Annotated in this window: 15 protein-coding genes; 4 read left to right on the top strand and 11 right to left on the bottom strand. The window is 63.5% G+C overall.

Annotated features, from left to right (window positions below; all coding sequences use genetic code 11):
• Positions 1-94 precede the first annotated feature (94 nt).
• The 11 genes from CK226_RS13170 to puuE all read right to left on the bottom strand — a co-directional run bounded on the left by CK226_RS13170 (position 95) and on the right by puuE (position 12,161).
• A complete protein-coding gene (locus CK226_RS13170) occupies positions 95-934 on the bottom strand; it encodes an alkaline phosphatase family protein (protein WP_095792071.1) in 840 nt (279 codons plus the stop codon).
• Between the two features lie 65 nt (positions 935-999).
• On the bottom strand, positions 1,000-2,670 hold the full coding sequence (locus CK226_RS13165) for an ABC transporter ATP-binding protein (RefSeq protein ID WP_095792180.1): 1,671 nt from the start codon (positions 2,668-2,670) through the stop codon (positions 1,000-1,002).
• The gene (locus CK226_RS13160) at positions 2,670-3,494 is read right to left on the bottom strand and encodes an ABC transporter permease (RefSeq protein WP_095789423.1); all 825 of its coding nucleotides are present in this window, start codon (positions 3,492-3,494) and stop codon (positions 2,670-2,672) included. Before CK226_RS13160 ends, CK226_RS13165 begins: the two co-directional genes overlap by 1 nt.
• A gap of 10 nt (positions 3,495-3,504) precedes the next feature.
• Positions 3,505-4,464: an ABC transporter permease gene (locus CK226_RS13155; RefSeq protein WP_095771558.1), complete on the bottom strand. Its 960-nt coding sequence runs from the start codon at positions 4,462-4,464 to the stop codon at positions 3,505-3,507.
• 16 nt (positions 4,465-4,480) lie between these two features.
• Positions 4,481-6,067 (bottom strand): ABC transporter substrate-binding protein, encoded by a 1,587-nt coding sequence (locus CK226_RS13150; protein ID WP_095771559.1) that lies wholly within the window; start codon positions 6,065-6,067, stop codon positions 4,481-4,483.
• Positions 6,068-6,221: 154 nt separating this feature from the next.
• Complete coding sequence (locus tag CK226_RS13145) at positions 6,222-8,207, bottom strand: CocE/NonD family hydrolase (RefSeq protein ID WP_095792070.1); 1,986 nt, start codon at positions 8,205-8,207, stop codon at positions 6,222-6,224.
• 80 nt (positions 8,208-8,287) lie between these two features.
• Positions 8,288-8,620, bottom strand: a complete 333-nt coding sequence (locus tag CK226_RS13140; protein ID WP_245437742.1) for a type II toxin-antitoxin system MqsA family antitoxin — start codon at positions 8,618-8,620, stop codon at positions 8,288-8,290.
• A 151-nt stretch (positions 8,621-8,771) separates the two neighbouring features.
• Complete coding sequence (locus CK226_RS13135) at positions 8,772-9,365, bottom strand: nucleoside deaminase (protein WP_095789427.1); 594 nt, start codon at positions 9,363-9,365, stop codon at positions 8,772-8,774.
• A 15-nt stretch (positions 9,366-9,380) separates the two neighbouring features.
• Complete coding sequence (locus CK226_RS13130) at positions 9,381-9,872, bottom strand: ureidoglycolate lyase (RefSeq protein ID WP_095771562.1); 492 nt, start codon at positions 9,870-9,872, stop codon at positions 9,381-9,383.
• Entirely contained in the window at positions 9,869-10,732 is an 864-nt protein-coding gene (locus CK226_RS13125) for a bifunctional allantoicase/(S)-ureidoglycine aminohydrolase (protein WP_095792069.1), read from the bottom strand. Before CK226_RS13125 ends, CK226_RS13130 begins: the two co-directional genes overlap by 4 nt.
• A gap of 10 nt (positions 10,733-10,742) precedes the next feature.
• Positions 10,743-12,161, bottom strand: coding sequence for an allantoinase PuuE (puuE, locus tag CK226_RS13120; RefSeq protein ID WP_095792068.1), 1,419 nt, complete (start codon positions 12,159-12,161; stop codon positions 10,743-10,745).
• Between the two features lie 183 nt (positions 12,162-12,344).
• On the opposite strand from puuE, the gene uraH reads away from it, so the two are divergent.
• From uraH to xdhC, 4 genes are all read left to right on the top strand, one after another.
• Positions 12,345-12,719: a hydroxyisourate hydrolase gene (gene uraH, locus CK226_RS13115; RefSeq protein ID WP_095771565.1), complete on the top strand. Its 375-nt coding sequence runs from the start codon at positions 12,345-12,347 to the stop codon at positions 12,717-12,719.
• 3 nt (positions 12,720-12,722) lie between these two features.
• Positions 12,723-14,204, top strand: coding sequence for a xanthine dehydrogenase small subunit (gene xdhA / locus CK226_RS13110; protein WP_095789429.1), 1,482 nt, complete (start codon positions 12,723-12,725; stop codon positions 14,202-14,204).
• Entirely contained in the window at positions 14,204-16,549 is a 2,346-nt protein-coding gene (xdhB, locus tag CK226_RS13105) for a xanthine dehydrogenase molybdopterin binding subunit (RefSeq protein WP_095792067.1), read from the top strand. Before xdhA ends, xdhB begins: the two co-directional genes overlap by 1 nt.
• A gap of 62 nt (positions 16,550-16,611) precedes the next feature.
• Positions 16,612-17,520 (top strand): xanthine dehydrogenase accessory protein XdhC, encoded by a 909-nt coding sequence (gene xdhC, locus CK226_RS13100; RefSeq protein ID WP_095792179.1) that lies wholly within the window; start codon positions 16,612-16,614, stop codon positions 17,518-17,520.
• Positions 17,521-17,566 lie beyond the last annotated feature (46 nt).

The raw sequence follows: 17,566 nt of genomic DNA, 5'->3' as shown, positions 1-17,566 counted from the left end.
CCAGCGGAGTGAGACGTTGGCGTTCCCTGGAACACCCCTCATCCATCGCCTTCGGCGACACCTTCTCCCACAAGGGGAGAAGGGAAAGCCGCCCTCACCCCAAGAAAGGCTTCGCCTTCATCGTCGCGGGCACCGGCACGCCGAGCCGGCTCAGCACCGTCGGCGCCAGCTGCAATTGGTCGAGCAGCGTATCGGCCTCAGGCCCTTGGCCTTGTCCGAAATAGTACAGCGCGAAATCCTGCATCTCGTTATCATGGCCGCCATGGTGGCCGCGGTCGGTCTGGCCGTGATCGGCGGTGACCATGACCTCGTAGCCGGCCGCGATCCAGCCTGGCAGGAAGGCGGCCAGCATGCCATCCATCGCATAGACCGCATGGTCCATCTCGTGGCAGTCATGGCCGAAGCGATGGCCCATCGAGTCCAGTGTGCAGGTGTGCAGGATGCCGTAGTCGATGCCGTGGCGTTTGGTCAGCATGGTCAGCGTCGCGAGCAGATCGACATCGCTCGGCGTCATCTGGTTGCGGGCGTTGTAGCCGGTCATGGTGTGGAAGCGGCCATGCGTGATCGGCCCGCCCGGCTCGTCATATTCCATGTCCTCGACCAGGTCGAACGGGTAGGAGCGGAAGAATTCCGACCAGTAGGAGTGGGTCACCGCCCCGGTCTTGCCTCCGGCCTTGCTGACTTCCGAGAAGATGTCGGGCTGCGCGACGCGGAACCGGTTCTCGTTGGAGAGGATGCCATGCACCTGCGGCGACACGCCGGTGTGGATCGAGGCATAGCAGCAGGCCGAGGTCGACGGCAGCACTGAGCGCATCTTCCAGACCCGCGCCTCGCCCGATTGCACCCAGCCTTCGAGATTGCCCATCAGCCGGCGCCAGTTGCGATAGGGAACGCCGTCGAGGATGATCAGCAGAAGCTTGGATTTGAGCGCCATGGGCTGCTCCATGCAGTCTTGTCATAGAGGGCAGGGATGGGGTCCCGGGCCCGACCAGCAGGTCGTTAGTTCCCCGCGCTGGCCATGCGCCGCCCCTTGATCGCCTTTTCCAGCCAGCCGATCTCCATCTCAGGGACCGACGACAGGAGAAGGTCGGTATAGGCGTCGAAGGGCGGCGTCAGAACCTTGCTCTTCGAACCGTAGCGGACCACTTCGCCGCGATACATCACCGCGATCGAATCGGCGATCGACTTCACTGTCGCCAGATCGTGGGTGATGAAGAGATAGGCGACCTTCTCGTGCTGCTGCAGGTCGAGCAGCAGCTTGAGGATGCCGTTGGCCACCAGCGGATCGAGCGCCGAGGTCACCTCGTCGCAGATGATCAGCTTCGGCTTGGCGGCGAGCGAGCGGGCGATGCAGACGCGTTGCTTCTGGCCGCCTGAAAGTTCCGCCGGATAGCGGTCGACAAAGCCCTTACCCATTTCGATCTCGTCGAGCAGTTCGGCGACGCGCTTGTCGCGTTCCCTGCCGCGCATGCCGAAATAGAATTCGAGCGGCCGGCCGATGATGGTGCCGACGGTCTGGCGCGGGTTCATCGCGACGTCGGCCATCTGGTAGATCATCTGCAGCTGGCGCAGATCTTCCTTCGGCCGGCCGGCGAGCCGGTTGGCGAGCGGCCGCCCATCGAAGGTGACAGTGCCTTGCTCGGGCGGCAAAAGGCCGGTGATGGCGCGCGCCAGCGTCGACTTGCCGGAGCCGGATTCGCCCACCACTGCCAGCGTCTGGCCGGGGTAGATGTCGACCGACACGTTCTTCAGCACCTTGACGTGGCCGCCGCCATAAGCGGCGGTGACGTTCTTCACCGACAGGAACGGCGTGGCGCCGGGGTTCTGCTCCTGGTGCTCGATCTCATGCACCGAGACCAGCGCGTTGGTGTATTCCTGGCGCGGCTCCTTGATGATCTGGCGGGTACCACCCCATTCGACCAGCCTGCCATGGCGCAGCACCATGATCTCGTCGGAGACCTGGGCGACGACGGCAAGGTCGTGGGTGATGTAGAGCGCCGCCACATGGGTGTCGCGGATGGCGTCCTTGATCGCCGCCAGCACGTCGATCTGCGTCGTCACGTCGAGCGCCGTTGTCGGCTCGTCGAAGACGATCAGGTCGGGTTCCGAGCACAGCGCCATTGCCGTCATCACGCGCTGCAACTGGCCGCCCGAGACCTGGTGCGGAAAGCGTTCACCGATGGTTTCCGGGTTCGGCAGGCTGAGCTTCCTGAACAGCGCGACGGCGCGCTTTTCGGCCTCGGCGCGTGTCGCCGTGCCATGCAGCAGCGTGGCTTCCACCACCTGGTCCATCAGCCGGTGCGCCGGGTTGAAGGCGGCCGCCGCCGACTGCGCGACATAGCAGACCTCGCGGCCGCGCAGTTTGCGGAAACCTTCCTTGCCGCCCTTCAGGATATCGCGGCCGTTGAGGATCACTTCGCCGCCGGTGATGCGCACGCCGCCACGGCCATAGCCCATCGACGACAGGCCGATGGTCGACTTGCCGGCGCCGGATTCGCCGATCAGGCCCAGCACCTTGCCCTTTTCCAGCGTCAGCGAGACATCGTGCACCAGCACGATGTTCTTTGGCGCTTCGCCGGGCGGATAGACCGTGGCCTCGATGCGCAGATTCCTGATATCGAGCAGCACGCCTGGCTTGGGTTGTCCGGGCTTCGCGTTGCTATCAGCCATCACCCGCGTCCTCCCTTCAGGCTTGTCGTGCGGTTGAGGATCCAGTCGGCGACAAGGTTGACCGAGATGGCGAGCGCGGCGATCGCCCCCGCCGGAATGAGTGCCGCGGCAATGCCGAAGACGATGCCGTCCTTGTTCTCCTTGACCATGCCTCCCCAGTCGGCGTCCGGCGGTTGCACGCCAAGGCCGAGGAAGGACAGCGTCGACAGAAACAGCACCGCATAGATGAAGCGCAGGCCGAGTTCCGAAACGAGCGGCGACAGCGCGTTGGGCAGGATCTCGCGGAAGATGATCCAGGCGCTGCCTTCACCGCGCAGCTTGGCGGCCTCGACATAGTCCATGACGTTGATGTCGACGGCCACCGCGCGCGACAGGCGGTAGACGCGGGTCGAATCGAGAATGCCCATGACCAGGATCAGCGTCACCAGGTTTGTCGGCAGCACGGAGAGCACGACCAGGCCCATGATCAGGGTCGGGATCGACATAAGCAGGTCGACGAGGCGCGACAAGATCGTGTCGAACCAGCCGCCAAACACCGCCGCCGAAAAACCGAGTATGGCGCCGAGCGAGAAGGACAGCGCGGTGGCCAGCACGGCGATGAACAGGGTGATGCGGGCGCCGTAGATCATGCGCGATAGCAGATCGCGGCCGAGATTGTCGGTGCCCAGCCAATGCGCGGCCGACATTGGTTCCCAGACGTCGCCGACGATCTCGGCATTGTCGTGCGGCGAGATCCACGGCGCGAAGATCGCCGCCAGCACGAACAGGGCGGTCAGCACCAGGCCGATCAGGGCAGGGATGGGGATGCGTCTTATATCGAGCATGCCCGCCCCCTCACTTTGGATGCCTAAGTCGCGGATTGGCGACGATCGCTGCAATGTCCGCGATGATGTTCAAGCTGATATAGACGGCGGCAAAGATCAGGCCGACCGCCTGCACCACCGGCACGTCGCGCTTGGTGACGTGGTCGACGAGATACTGCCCCATGCCGGGATAGACGAAGATCACCTCGACGACGACAACGCCGACGATGAGATAGGCGAGGTTGAGCATGACGACGTTGATGATCGGCGCGATGGCGTTCGGGAAGGCATGCTTGCGGATGACGGCGAAGGCCGAGAGCCCCTTGAGCTCCGCCGTCTCGACATAGGCCGACTGCATGACGTTGAGGATCGCCGCGCGCGTCATGCGCATCATGTGGGCCAGCACCACCAGCGTCAGCGCCGTCGCCGGCAAGGCGATGGCCTGCATCCGCTCGCCGAAGGGCATGCCGTCATAGACGGTCGAGATGGCGGGGAACCATTGGTGCTGAACCGCGAAGTAGAAGACGAGCAAGTAGCCGATGAAGAATTCCGGGAAGGAGGTCGAGGCGAGCGCCAGTCCGGAGATCAGCTTGTCGACCCAGCCATTGCGGAAACGCACGGCGATCAGGCCGAGCGTTATGGCCAGCGGGATGGCGACGATCGCCGCCCAGAAGGCGAGGAACAGCGTGTTCCACAGCCGGCCCTTGATCGAGGTGGCGATGTCCTGGCCGCTCGACATGGCGGTGCCGAGGTCGCCGGTCAGCACGCCGCCGAGCCAGTGGAAATACCTGACATAGGCCGGATCGTTGAGGCCGAGCTGTTCGCGCAGATTGGCGAGCGACTCCGGCGTCGCCGATTGTCCCAGAATGGCTTGCGCAACGTCGCCGGGCAGGATTTGCGTGCCGGCGAAGATCAGGACCGAAATGGCCAGCAGAAGGAGGATGCCCAGCGCGATGCGCTGGGCAATTAGCTTCAGGATGGGTGAGGACATCTCCGCAAAGCCGGACTCAGGCCTGCAGCCAGCACTTCGCCAGGGCGTAGCCGTTCATCAGTTCCTGGTGCGGATCGTCCACCCAGCCATCGACCTTGGCGCCGGTGGCGTCGATGAACTGGTTGAACATCGGCAGGATCAGGCCGCCTTCGTCACGCACCATGACGGCCATGTCGTGGTACATCTGCTTGCGCTTGGCCTCGTCGAGCTCGGCGCGCGCCGCCAGCACCATCTTGTCGAAGTCCGGGCGCTTGAAACGCGTGTCGTTCCAGTCGGCGGTCGACAGGTAGGCGGTCGAGTACATCTGGTCCTGCGTCGAGCGCCCGCCCCAATAGGAAGCGCAGAAGGGCTGCTTGTTCCAGACCTCGTTCCAGTAACCGTCGCCGGGCTCGCGCTTGAGCTCGATCTTGATGCCGGCCTTGGCCGCGCTCTGCTGGAAGAGCTGCGAGGCATCGACCGCGCCGGGGAAGGCGACGTCCGAGGTCCTCAGCAGAACGGTGCCGTCATGACCGGACTTCTTGTAGTGGAACTTGGCCTTGTCGGGATCGTACTTGCGCTGCTCGATTTCGGTGAACAGCGGATAGGACGCGTTGATCGGGAAGTCGTTGCCGAGCGAGCCATAGCCGCGCAGCACCTTGGTCAGCATCTCTTCGCGGTCGATGGCGAGCTTCAGCGCCATGCGCAGGTCGTTGTTGTCGAAGGGCGCCGTGTTGCAATGCATGATGAAGACATAGTGGCCCGGACCCGCATGGTTGCGGATGGTCACGCCCGGCACGCGCTTGATCAGGTCGACGATCTTCGGCTCGACGCGGTTGATCATGTTGACCTGGCCGCCCTGCAGGGCCGCCGTGCGCGCCGTCGCGTCATTAATGACGATGACTTCGATCTGGTCGGCATGGCCCATCTTGTCGCCCTGCCAGTAATTGGCAAACCGTTCGGCGCCATGGCGCACGCCGGGCTCGTTGGTCTTGACCACATACGGGCCGGCCGAGATGCCGGCATCGGGCTTGTCCTTGCCGCCATTGGGCTGGACGATCAGGTGATAGTCGCTGAGCAGGTAGGGCAGGTCGGCATTGGCCTCCTTCAGCGTCAGCACCACTTCCTTGCCGCTGGCCTTGATGGTGTCGATGCCCTTCATGTAGCCGAGCGCGCCGGACTTAGATTTCTCGTCGGAATGGCGCTCGAGCGTGGCGGCCACGTCCTCGGCGGTCACGGTCTTGCCGTTGTGGAATTCAACCCCGTCGCGGATTTTCAGAGTCCAGGTCTTCGCGTCGTCGGACGAGCCGATCTCTTCGGCGATGCGGTTCTCGAGCTTGCCGTCCGGCGACAGCTCGACGATCATTTCGCCCCAGCACTTGCCGAAGGCGAACGGCACCTGCGTCATGAACAGCGCCGGATCGAGACTGTTGGTGGATTCGCCGCCGACCAGGCCGGCCTTCAGCGTGCCGCCCTTGACCGGGCCTGCCGCGCGCGCCGCGCTTGAAAGCAGCGAATTGGCGAAGGGCGCGGCGATGCCGAGCGCTGCCGCGCGACCGAGAAAATCACGACGGCTCAGCTTGCCTGCTGCGACACGCCGGCTAAGGAATTCCAGTTCGTTCGACATATTGAGTTCCTCACTCTGTTGGTTCGACTCTACGGTCGATTTTTGTTGTTAATTCTCCCTGAATAATGAGGGTAAGCTAACGCCGTAAGCAAGACCGAATGCGACATGCCGTGGCGTAAATCGTACGTCGCATTTGGACCAAGGGCGTCAGCGCTCAGACAAGCGCACGTGGAATTTTCTCCTCGAAATTGCGCTCGAAGACGATTTGTTCGCCCTCATAGGCCTCGATTCTGGCGCTGACGATGAAGTTTTGTGCGTCCGATCGCATCTCTGCCCATGTCTCGGTTCGCACCGACCATCCATTTCGCGACAATGTCTGCGTCCAGTGTGTTTTCCCAGAGGCCGACAATGGATTGTCAGGATGGATCGTCCATGTTTCGCGGGCGATGCTGCCATTGACCAGGCCGTGGTCGAGATCGCGCACCTCGCCGAAATCATCCGCAATGGAAAGCGTGATGATTCCGGTCTTTTCGTCGCGATCGACATGGCGTTCGGAATTCGCTGCACGGGTCGTCTCGGTGGCCCAGGGCGCGGCACCTTCCGGCTCGGCGAACGTCGCTTCGCCGCCTTTCGCCAGCGGCCGCAGCGGCAAGGCAAGTGTCGCCGCCGACAAGCTTAACTGCACCGGCTCCGGCGACGGCCAGATCATGGGCCAATAGGCGTTCGACACGGCGACGCGCAGGCGGTGGCCGGCCGGCACGCGGTAGGCGCATTGATCGAGCACGACGCGCGCCGACACGGTCTCGCCCGGCGCCAGTGCCTGCGGGAATTCGTGCGAGTCGCGATGTGTCAAATTGAGCACACCATAGGAGATCAGTTCGGAAGCGCCGTCGGGATGGACGTCGCAGAGCCGCACCGCGATGTTGGCCTGCGGGCGATCGGAAGCGAACGTGACCTCGACTTCCGGCGCGCCGACAATGTCGATGGTCTCGGCGAGTTCCGGTTGGTCGAAACACACCGACAGTGCATCGTCGGGACGCTGGTCGCCCGGCAATTCCGGACCGAAGGTGAACGGAAAATATTCGCCGCCGGCGAGCCCACAATTCTGCGGCGAGGCGACAATGGTTGGTTGGCTCCCCTTGGGCAGCAGTTCGATGGCCTGGGTCTTGATCGCGGGTGACGGCCATTGTTGCTCGGCCACCCAACGGCCGGGCCGCTCGGGGTGCCAGCGCGCCGGACGCACGCTGTCCATCACATAGGCGCGGTAGGCGGGATCGCCCTCGACGCCGGTCTCGGTGCCCTTCAGCCAATGGTCCCACCAGCGCAGCGCCTCCTGCAGGAAGCCGATGGCCGGCTGGGGGCCGGCATAGTGCGGGTATTTGTGGATCCAGGGGCCGACAATGCCCCTGACCGGCGCCTCGATGTTGGTGACCAGGTGCGAGATCGTGTTGCGGTAGCCGTCATGCCAGCCGCCGATCGACAGAACGGCGGCCTTGACGGCCGAAAAATCCTCGCAGATCGAGCCGCGCTTCCAATAGGCGTCGCGATGCTGGTGGCTGAGCCACAGCGGCAAAAGGAAGGGCTGGTTCTCCAGTCGGGTCAGCCACAGATCGCGCCATCTGTTGTCGCCGGCGATCAGCGGGTCCGGCGGCCGCGACGAGTAGGAGAGCATGGTCGAGGCCCAGCCGAAATTCTCGATCAGCAGGCAGCCGCCCTTGTAGTGGATGTCGTCGGCGTAGCGGTCGACGGTCGAGCACAGGCTGATCACCGCCTTCAGCGTCGGCGGCTGCTTGGCCGCAACCTGCAGGCAGTTGAAGCCGCCCCAGGAGATGCCCATCATGCCGACATTGCCGTTGCACCAGGGCTGAGCCGCCGCCCAGGCGATGACGTCGCAGGCGTCCTGCAATTCCTGCTCGGAATATTCGTCGTCCATCAGCCCTTCGGAATCGCCATTGCCGCGCATGTCGACGCGGATCGAGGCATAGCCGTGGCCGGCGAAATAGGGATGCGTCAGCTGATCGCGAAAAATGGTGCCGTCACGCTTGCGGTAGGGCAGGTGCTCGAGGATGACAGGCACCGGATCGTCGCCGGCATCCTCCGGCATCCACATCCGCGCGGACAGCCGGCAGCCATCCGGCATGATGATGCCCATATCGGGGAATTCAACGACCTTGCGGGGAAATTCGGTGACGGTTTTCATGGGTGCGCATAACGCCCCGAGGCGCGGCAAGTTTCAATCGCCATTCGCGACTGGAGCAGCGAATTATGCGACCTGTGCCGTTACCGCAATTCGTCCAGCAATTCGGGATGTCTTTCCAGCAACGTCATCAGTTGGATGGTCGGACCGCTAGCCTCGATCAGGCCTCTTTCATACTTGTCGAAGGCATTCTCGCCGACCTTGAACAGCGATCCCGCCTCGCGCTGTGACAGTTTGAGCTTTGTGCGCATCCGCCGGATGGTTGCTGGAGCGGGAACGCCATCGATCTTTTCCTTGAGGGCACGAAGAGCTGCGTCGACAGCAGTCATGTCGTCTCCAACATGCACACCTTCGCCCTGCGAAGCCGGATAGTAACCTGGCAGGTCGACAATCATGCTCTCGCCCTTATAGGTCACGGTGAATGGACGCACTTGACGCGTCAGGGTTTCCCGGTTTCGGGGGAAATCATCGTTTCACTTCCTTCTCTTGTCGCCATGCGTTTTTTCCATGCTGCAATATGCCACCATAAAGGGGGCAATTCAAAGTGGATGATCCTGCGGCCGAAGGTTAGTCTAGCGGAATATCGTTCTCGCCCTTGCTCGCCTGGTAGGCGCCGGACAGCGCGTCGTAGCGTGCCGAGATCTTGCCGATGCGTGTCTCCAGCCGCTGGCGTTCCGCCTCGGGCAGCGCCCGCACCATCCTGCGGATGGAAAAACTCTTCCAATAGGCATTCTGGGCGTTGTAGCCGCCTGGGTCGAGGGTGAAGACCTCTTTCAGGATCTTCAGGTCGTGCGGGATCGCAAAGCTGTCGCGCGAATCCTCGTGGCTGAAGAGATAGTAAAAATTGTCGAAGCCGGTCCAGGTGATCGCCGACAGGCAGAGCGAGCAGGGCTCATGCGTGGCGATAAACAGAGCGTCCTTGGTGTCGACGCGCTCGGCTTTCGGCATCTCGTAGAACCGCTTCAGGCAGTGCACCTCGCCATGCCAGAGCGGATTTTCGATCTCGTTGTTGGTTTCGGCCAGCACCAGCGAGCGGTCGTCCTTGCGCAGGATCGCCGCGCCGAACAGCTTGTTGCCATGGGCAACACCCTCGGCCGTCTTCGGCACGATATCGTGCTCGATAACGTCGAGCAGGCGGTCGATCAAGGAAATGTCGGTCATGGGGATCAAAAGCTTTCAGGGGAGATGGATCTCGTAGGCGTGCGAGAAATGAAACTCTTCGAGATTCGAGCCGTCGCCGCCGCGGTCGACGATCAGGAAATCCTGTGGCTCGCCAAGCGGCGTCAGCACGCCGTGCCAGAGATTGCGCGAATAGTTGATGCCTTGTCCGGGCGCGGTGATGAAGGCGTGCGGTTCGCCCGGCCCCTCCTTGCCGTCAAGGCAGACGACGACCAGGAACGGACGCGGCGACAGCGGAATGAAGGCCTGGCTGCCGAACGGATGCCGCTCGACCATGGTCAGTTTCAGCGGCAGTTCGTAAGGCGTGCCGCGCACCATCGAGATCAGCACGCGCGCGTTCGGTCCCGTGGCTTCAGCGGTGGCGAGGTCGTGGTAGCGCTCGGCCTTGCCGCCATTGATCGGGTAATGGTTGTCGCCACCCATGTCGATGACATCGCCGAAGGGGGCAAAGGCCTCCCGGGTCAGCTTCTGTGCTGTGATGCGGGTCACCGCGCGCGACCGCCGATGCCGACGCCGCCGAGCTTGGCGTGCCGGTTGACGTCCTTGTAGAGCAGGTAGCGGAACTTGCCGGGGCCGCCGGCATAGCAGGCCTGAGGGCAGAAGGCGCGCAGCCACATATAGTCGCCGGCCTCGACCTCGACCCAGTCCTGGTTGAGGCGATAGACCGCCTTGCCTTCCAGCACGTAGAGCCCGTGTTCCATCACATGCGTCTCGGCGAAGGGAATGACGGCGCCCGGCTCGAGCGTGACGATGGTCATATGCATGTCGTGGCGCAGATCGGCGGGATCGACGAAGCGGGTCGTCGCCCAGCGGCCTTCGGTGCCCGGCATCGGCGATGGCGCGATCTCCTGCTCGTTGGTGAAGAAGGCTTCCGGCACGTCGAGACCGTCGACCACTTCGTAGGCCTTGCGGATCCAGTGGAAGCGAACCGGCGCCTTGCTTTCATTGCGAACGGTCCAGCCGCTCGCCGGCGGCAGGAAGGCAAAGCCGCCGGGCCGCAACACATGCTTCTTGCCGGAAAGCAGAACGGTCAGTTCGCCCTCGACCACGAACAGGGCGCCTTCGGCGCCGGCGTCGGGCTCCGGCCGGTCGCTGCCGCCGCCAGGCTCCACCTCGACAATGTATTGCGAGAATGTCTCGGCAAAACCGGACAGTGGCCGCGACAGGATCCAGACGCGGGTCTTGTCCCAGAACGGCAAGGCGCTGGTGACGATGTCCCGCATCACGCCCTTGGGAATGACGGCGTAGGCCTCGGTGAAGACGGCGCGGCCTGTCAGCAATTCAGATTGGCCGGGATGGCCGCCATGCGGTGCGTAGTAGGTGCGCTCTGGCATCCTGATCGTGTCCATGGGTTCAAACCTATTGCGGTAGCATGTCTCTGAGGCGGAGCAGCGCGATGCGCTCGACCTGTTTGCAGGCGGTCTCGAATTCGACGCCACGGCTGTTGCCGATGCGCGCCTCGAACTCGGCGAGGATTTCCTCCTTGGTCTTGTCCTTCACCGCGATGATGAAGGGGAAACCGAAGGTGGTGACGTAGGCGGCGTTGAGCTTGGAGAACAGTTCGCGCTCCTTGTCGGTCAGCGCGTCGAGGCCGGCGGAGGCTTGTTCCCTTGTCGATTCCGCCGTCAGCCGCCTGGCCTTGGCCAGCTTGCCGGCAAGGTCGGGATGGGCATTGAGCACACCCAGCCGCTCGGTCTCGCTGGCAGCGCGGAAGATGCGGCAGAGCGCATTGTGCAGGCCGCCGGCGGTGTCGTGCGCCGGGCCCAGCTCCAACTCGTAGGCCCGCTCGGCGATCCAGGGCGAATGCTCGAACACGCCGCCGAAAGTGTGAACGAATGTCTCGAATTCCATCTTCGACGGGCGCAGCGCCGCCGGCTTGTAGGGATGGCTCTCTTGCCAGTGCTTGGCGATATCGATGCGCCGCGCCAGCCAGACCTTGTCATGCGACTTCACATAGTCGACGAAGCGCTTCAGCGCCGCCACCCGGCCCGGCCGCCCGACGAGGCGGCAATGCAGGCCGATATTCATCATGCGCGGCCGCCCCGCCTGGCCCTCGGCATAGAGCGTGTCGAAACTATCCCTGAGATAGGCGAAGAACTGGTCGCCTGAATTGAAGCCCTGCGGCGTGGCGAAGCGCATGTCGTTGGCGTCGAGCGTATAGGGGATGATGAGCTGCGTGCCGCCGGCATGCTCGAACCAGTAAGGCAGTTCGTCGTCATAGGTGTCGGAGACATAGTCAAAGCCGCCTTCTTCGGCCACCAGCCGCACCGTGTTGACCGATGTGCGGCCCGTATACCAGCCCGTCGGGCGCTGGCCTGTCACCTCGTAATGCAGCTTGATTGCCGCTTCCAGGTCGCGGCGCTCGTCGTCGGCGCTATGATCGCGGTAGTCGATCCACCGCAACCCGTGCGAGGCGATCTCCCACCCCGCGTCCTGCATGGCCGTGACCTGGTCGGGCGAGCGGGCAAGTGCCGAGGCGACGCCGTAGCAGGTCACCGGAACTTGCGACTCGCTGAATAGGCGCAGCAGCCGCCAGAAGCCGGCCCGCGCGCCATATTCGTAGATCGATTCCATGTTCCAGTGGCGCTGTCCCACCCAGGGCGCGGCGCCGACGATCTCCGACAGGAAGGCTTCCGACGCCTTGTCGCCATGCAGCACGCAATTCTCGCCGCCCTCTTCGTAATTGACGACGAACTGCACGGCGACATGCGCCCCGCCGGGCCATTTCGGATCCGGTGGATTGGCTCCGTAGCCGCGCATGTCTCTTTCGTAACGCATTGCCCCTCCTGCCGGACACTGCCGGAAGTTGTGATCAGGATAGTCGAAAGGGTTGCCGCCGCATTCCCTTGAAATTTTTGAAAGTGTTTTTGTGCCGCTCCGCTCGACCGGGACTTATGCATCGCCTTTAATTGGCGCACAATTCATTGCTTTGTTCGACTGTACCGGGAATGGGAGGCGCCAGTGGCAGAAACGTCGAAAGCCGATGGCGGACGTCTGACGACGCATGTCCTCGACACCGCGACCGGCAAGCCGGCGGCTGGGTTGTCGATCGCGCTCTATCGCCTTGACGGTTCGGCCAGGACACATTTGAAGACAGTCGCGACCAATATCGACGGCCGTTGCGACGCGCCGCTGCTGGCGGGCGCCGAGTTCCGCGCCGGCCAATATGAGCTGGTGTTCGCGGCCGGCGACTATCTGCGCGGCCAGGGCACAGAACTGCCGGAACCGGCTTTCCTTGACAGTGTGCCGATCCGTTTCGGCATGGCAGAGGCAGTGCACTATCACGTGCCATTGCTGATCTCGCCCTATGGCTATTCGACCTACAGGGGGAGCTGAGGCATGGCCAAGATCAAAATCCGCAACGAAATCCACTTCATCCTCAATGGCAGGGATGTCGTGCTGTCGTCGGTGGCGCCGGACGCGACCCTGCTCGACTGGCTGCGTCTCGACCGTTCGCTCCGCGGCACCAAGGAAGGCTGCGCCGAGGGCGATTGCGGCGCCTGCACGGTTCTGGTCGGCAAGCTTTCGGCCGCTGGTCTGGTCTATGAAAGCGTCAATGCCTGTATCCGCTTCCTCGGTTCGCTCGACGGCGCCCATGTCGTGACAGTGGAACATTTGCGTGGTCAGCCCGGCCAGTTGCATCCCGTCCAGCAGGCGATGGTCGATTTCCATGGCTCGCAATGCGGCTTCTGCACGCCGGGCTTCGTCATGTCGCTCTATGGCCTGTGGATGCGGTCGCTGGAGCCGTCGGACGCGGCCATCGAAAAGGCCTTGCAAGGCAATCTCTGCCGCTGCACCGGCTACGAGGCGATTGTCCGCGCCGCGCACGCCATCTCCAGTTACGGTAAAGCGGCGAAGGATCCGCTGGCGGCGGAGCGCAAGGCGATCACCGCGCGGCTGGAAGCCTTGCGGGACGGCGCGCGGGTCGAGATCGGTTCGGCCGAGGCGCGGCTTATCGTGCCGGCCAATGTCGACGATTTCGCCAATGTGCTCGAACAGGAACCCGGCGCCACCATCGTTGCCGGCTCGACCGATGTCGGCCTGTGGGTGACCAAGCACATGCGCGACATCTCTCCGGCGGTCTTCATCGGCAATCTCGACGGGCTGTGCACCATCGCCGAAGACAAGGGCGTCATTTCGATCGGCGCCGGCGTTACCTACACCGAAGCCTTTTCGACGCTGTCGAAACGCATCCCGGCGCTCGGGCCGCTGTTTGACCGCATCGGCGGCGAACAGGTGCGCAACATGGGCACCATCGGCGGCAACATCGCCAACGGCTCGCCGATCGGCGACACGCCGCCGCCCTTGATCGCGCTCGGCGCGCGCCTGACGCTACGCAAGGGCAAGAAGCGGCGCACGATCCCGCTGGAAACCTTCTTCATCGCCTATGGCAAGCAGGACCGGCAACCGGGCGAGTTCGTCGAGGCCGTGCACGTGCCCGTGCCGGCCAAGGGCGAAAAATTTGCCGTCTACAAGATCACCAAGCGCCGCGACGAGGATATCACCGCTGCCCTCGGCGCCTTCTTGCTGACGCTAGCCAAGGACGGTACGGTTGCCGATGTGCGCATCGCCTATGGCGGCATGGCGGCGACGCCGAAGCGGGCGTCTTTTGTTGAAAGGGCGCTGCTCGGCAAGCCATGGACCGAAGAGACGGTCGAGACGGCGATGGCGCAATATGCCAGGGATTTCACCCCGCTCACCGACATGCGGGCGTCAGCCGAATACCGGGCGCTGGCGGCCAAGAACCTGTTGTTGCGCTTCTTCGTCGAAACCTCCGGCACCAGGGCGCCCTTCCAGGTGTCCCGCAACGAGGCGGCATGATGAACAAGCACGCCACATCAAATCTCAAGGCTGAGAAGATCGTCGGCGGCGTCGCCACCGATCAGCGGCATGATTCCGCCCACAAGCATGTCAGCGGCACCGCCGTCTACATCGACGACATGCCGGAACCGGCCGGCACGCTGCATGGCTGCCTTGGTCTCTCGGCCGCCGCGCATGCCACCATCACCCGCATGGATCTTTCGGCGGTGCGCGCTGCTTCCGGAGTCGTCGATGTGCTCACGGCAAAGGATGTGCCGGGCGAGAATGACATTTCGCCGACCGGTCGGCACGATGAGCCGGTGCTCGCCGACGGCAAGGTCGAGTTCTTCGGCCAGCCGATCTTCTGCGTCATCGCCGAAACCCGCGAACAGGCACGCCGCGCCACCAGGCTGGCCAAGGTCGAATACAAGGAATTGCCCTTCGTCACCGACATCGGCGGACTCGATCCGAGGAAGGACAAGCTCGTCACGCCGCCGCTTACCCTGAAGCGCGGCGATGCCGCTGCCGCGATCAAGGCGGCACCGCGCCGGTTGAAGGGAAAGATGCGCGTCGGCGGCCAGGAGCATTTCTATCTTGAAGGCCATATCGCCATGGCCGTACCCGGCGAGGATCAGGACGTCACCATCTATTCCTCGACCCAGCATCCAAGCGAAGTCCAGCACATGGTAAGCCATGCGCTCGGCATACCCAGCAATGCCATCACGGTGGAGATCCGCCGCATGGGCGGCGGTTTCGGCGGCAAGGAAACGCAGGGCAACCAGTTTGCCGCGCTCGCGGCCATCGCCGCCAAGAAACACCATCGCGCCGTCAAGATCAGGCCCGACCGCGACGACGACATGATCGCCACCGGCAAGCGCCATGATTTCCTCGTCGACTACGAAGTCGGCTTCGATGACGAGGGCAACATTCTCGGTGTCGATTTCATGTTCGCCGCGCGTTGCGGCTTCTCGTCGGATCTGTCAGGCCCGGTGACCGATCGCGCGCTGTTCCATTGCGACAACACCTATTTCTGGCCCGCCGTGCACGCGCAATCGGCGCCGCTCTACACCAACACCGTGTCGAACACTGCCTTCCGGGGTTTCGGCGGCCCGCAAGGGATGGTCGGCGCCGAACGCGTCATCGACGAGGTGGCGTTCGCGGTCGGCAAGGATCCGCTCGAGATCCGCAAGAAGAATTTCTATGGCACCAGCGACCGCAACATCACGCCCTACCACCAGACGGTCGAGGACAACATCATCCAGCGCATCGTCACTGAACTCGAAGAGAGCGCTTGCTATGCGCGGCGGCGGCGCGAAATTTCGGCCTTCAATGCCAACAGCCGTTTCGTCAAGCGCGGTCTGGCGCTGACGCCGGTCAAGTTCGGCATTTCCTTCACCGCCACGCACTACAACCAGGCCGGGGCGCTGGTGCATGTCTACACCGATGGTTCGGTGCATCTGAACCATGGCGGCACCGAAATGGGGCAGGGGCTCTACCTCAAGGTCGCGCAGGTGGTGGCGGAAGAGTTCCAGATCGATCTCGACCAGGTGAAGATCACCGCGACCACCACCGGCAAGGTGCCCAACACCTCGGCCACAGCGGCATCGTCCGGTTCAGACCTCAATGGCATGGCGGCGCAGAATGGGGCTCGCCAGATCAAGGACCGGCTGACCGATTTCGCTGCCGAGAAATACCAGGTGCCGCGCGATCAGGTGCTGTTCCTGCCCAACCGGGTGCGCATCGGCAACCAGGAGATCGCCTTCGCCGATCTCGTCAAGCAGGCCTATATGGCGCGCATCCAGCTGTCGGCGGCGGGCTTCTACAAGACGCCGAAAATCCATTGGAATCGCGACAAGGGCGAGGGCCGCCCTTTCTACTATTTCGCTTACGGCGCCTCCTGCTCGGAAGTCTCGGTCGACACGCTGACCGGCGAATATGTGGTCGAGCGCACCGACATCCTGCACGAGACCGGCCGCTCGCTGAACCGCGCCATCGACCTCGGCCAGATCGAGGGCGGCTTCATCCAGGGCATGGGTTGGCTGACGACCGAGGAATTGTGGTGGGACGACAAGGGCCGGCTGCGCACCCATGCGCCGTCGACCTACAAGATCCCGCTCGCCTCCGACCGGCCGAAGATCTTCAACGTCACTTTGGCCGACTGGCCGGAAGCGAGCGAGCCAACGATCCACCGCTCCAAGGCGGTCGGCGAGCCGCCCTTCCCGCTAGGCATGTCCGTGCTGCATGCGCTGTCGGATGCGGTGGCCAGCGTCGCCGATCACAGGATCTGTCCGCGCCTTGACGCCCCGGCGACGCCGGAGCGCGTGCTGATGGCGATCGAGCGGCTGAAAGGCGAGGCGAAGGCCTGAATCCGGCAAAACGTGCAATTCAGGTCGAAAAACCCTATGTTTCCCGCACGGGAATGCGAATGATGACTTCGAAAGTGCAAAGCCTGAAAGACTTCCTGGCTGGCCAGGGTCGCGTCGCTTTGGTCGAAGTGGCCGGCACCAAGGGCTCGACGCCACGCGAGAAGGGCGCCTTCATGCTGGTCTCGCGGGAGGCGATTTTTGGCACGATCGGCGGTGGCCAGCTCGAATATATGGCGATCGACAGGGCGCGGCAGATGGTGGCGTCGTCACCTCGCCGCAAGCCGCGGGGCAAAGAAGCCCGCATCGAGGTCGATGAAGTCTGCGCTACACTGGACGTGCCGCTCGGCCCGGAGATTGGCCAATGCTGTGGCGGGCGCGTCGAAGTCTTGATCCGATTCGTCGATGCCGATCTCGCCAACGGGTTGATTGCAGCGGCGGAAACCGAAGAAGCGCATCTACCGCATGTCTATATCTTCGGCGGAGGCCATGTCGGCCAGGCGCTGGCGGCGGCAATGTCGCTGCTTCCCGTGCACGGCGCCGTCATCGAGACGCGGGCCGAGGCGCTGGAAGGCATGCCGCAAACCGTCGAGACGCGGCTGACGCCGATGCCCGAGGCCGAAGTGCGCAACGCGCCCGCCGGCACCGCCTTCGCCATCCTCACCCATGACCATGCGCTGGATTTCCTGATCGTCGCCGAAGCGCTGAAACGCGACGATGCGGCCTATGTCGGCATGATCGGCTCGAAGACCAAGAAAGCGACGTTCAGGAACTGGTTCCTGAAATCGGCCGAAGGCACAGAAGCGGAATTTGCCCGTCTCGTCTCGCCAATCGGCGGCGACGCCGTCAAGGACAAGCGCCCTCAAGTCATTGCGGCACTTGCTGCCGCCGAGATCATGACGGCGCTGGTCGTGCATAGAGCTGCATCAAATGCCGACCATCAGGTGCCGCGGCACAGGGTGCTCGCCGGTTAGTCACAGCTGCTCAGCGGCTTGTCCGTTTTTCAATCGCGGGAACGAT

Source organism: Mesorhizobium sp. WSM4311 (genome assembly GCF_002295115.1).
Taxonomy (GTDB): Bacteria; Pseudomonadota; Alphaproteobacteria; order Rhizobiales; family Rhizobiaceae; genus Mesorhizobium.
The sequence above is the reverse complement of the archived record's forward strand: the minus strand, read 5'-3'. Positions and strand labels throughout refer to the sequence as shown.

Coding starts and splice junctions, on each gene's coding strand:
- CK226_RS13155 (WP_095771558.1), bottom strand. CDS start 4,464: ATGTCCTCACCCATCCTGAAGCTAATTGCCCAGCGCATCGCGCTGGGC.
- CK226_RS13165 (WP_095792180.1), bottom strand. CDS start 2,670: ATGGCTGATAGCAACGCGAAGCCCGGACAACCCAAGCCAGGCGTGCTG.
- xdhA (WP_095789429.1), top strand. CDS start 12,723: ATGGCCAAGATCAAAATCCGCAACGAAATCCACTTCATCCTCAATGGC.
- CK226_RS13145 (WP_095792070.1), bottom strand. CDS start 8,207: ATGAAAACCGTCACCGAATTTCCCCGCAAGGTCGTTGAATTCCCCGAT.
- CK226_RS13150 (WP_095771559.1), bottom strand. CDS start 6,067: ATGTCGAACGAACTGGAATTCCTTAGCCGGCGTGTCGCAGCAGGCAAG.
- xdhC (WP_095792179.1), top strand. CDS start 16,612: ATGACTTCGAAAGTGCAAAGCCTGAAAGACTTCCTGGCTGGCCAGGGT.
- CK226_RS13160 (WP_095789423.1), bottom strand. CDS start 3,494: ATGCTCGATATAAGACGCATCCCCATCCCTGCCCTGATCGGCCTGGTG.
- CK226_RS13135 (WP_095789427.1), bottom strand. CDS start 9,365: ATGACCGACATTTCCTTGATCGACCGCCTGCTCGACGTTATCGAGCAC.
- puuE (WP_095792068.1), bottom strand. CDS start 12,161: ATGCGTTACGAAAGAGACATGCGCGGCTACGGAGCCAATCCACCGGAT.
- CK226_RS13125 (WP_095792069.1), bottom strand. CDS start 10,732: ATGGACACGATCAGGATGCCAGAGCGCACCTACTACGCACCGCATGGC.
- xdhB (WP_095792067.1), top strand. CDS start 14,204: ATGAACAAGCACGCCACATCAAATCTCAAGGCTGAGAAGATCGTCGGC.
- CK226_RS13170 (WP_095792071.1), bottom strand. CDS start 934: ATGGCGCTCAAATCCAAGCTTCTGCTGATCATCCTCGACGGCGTTCCC.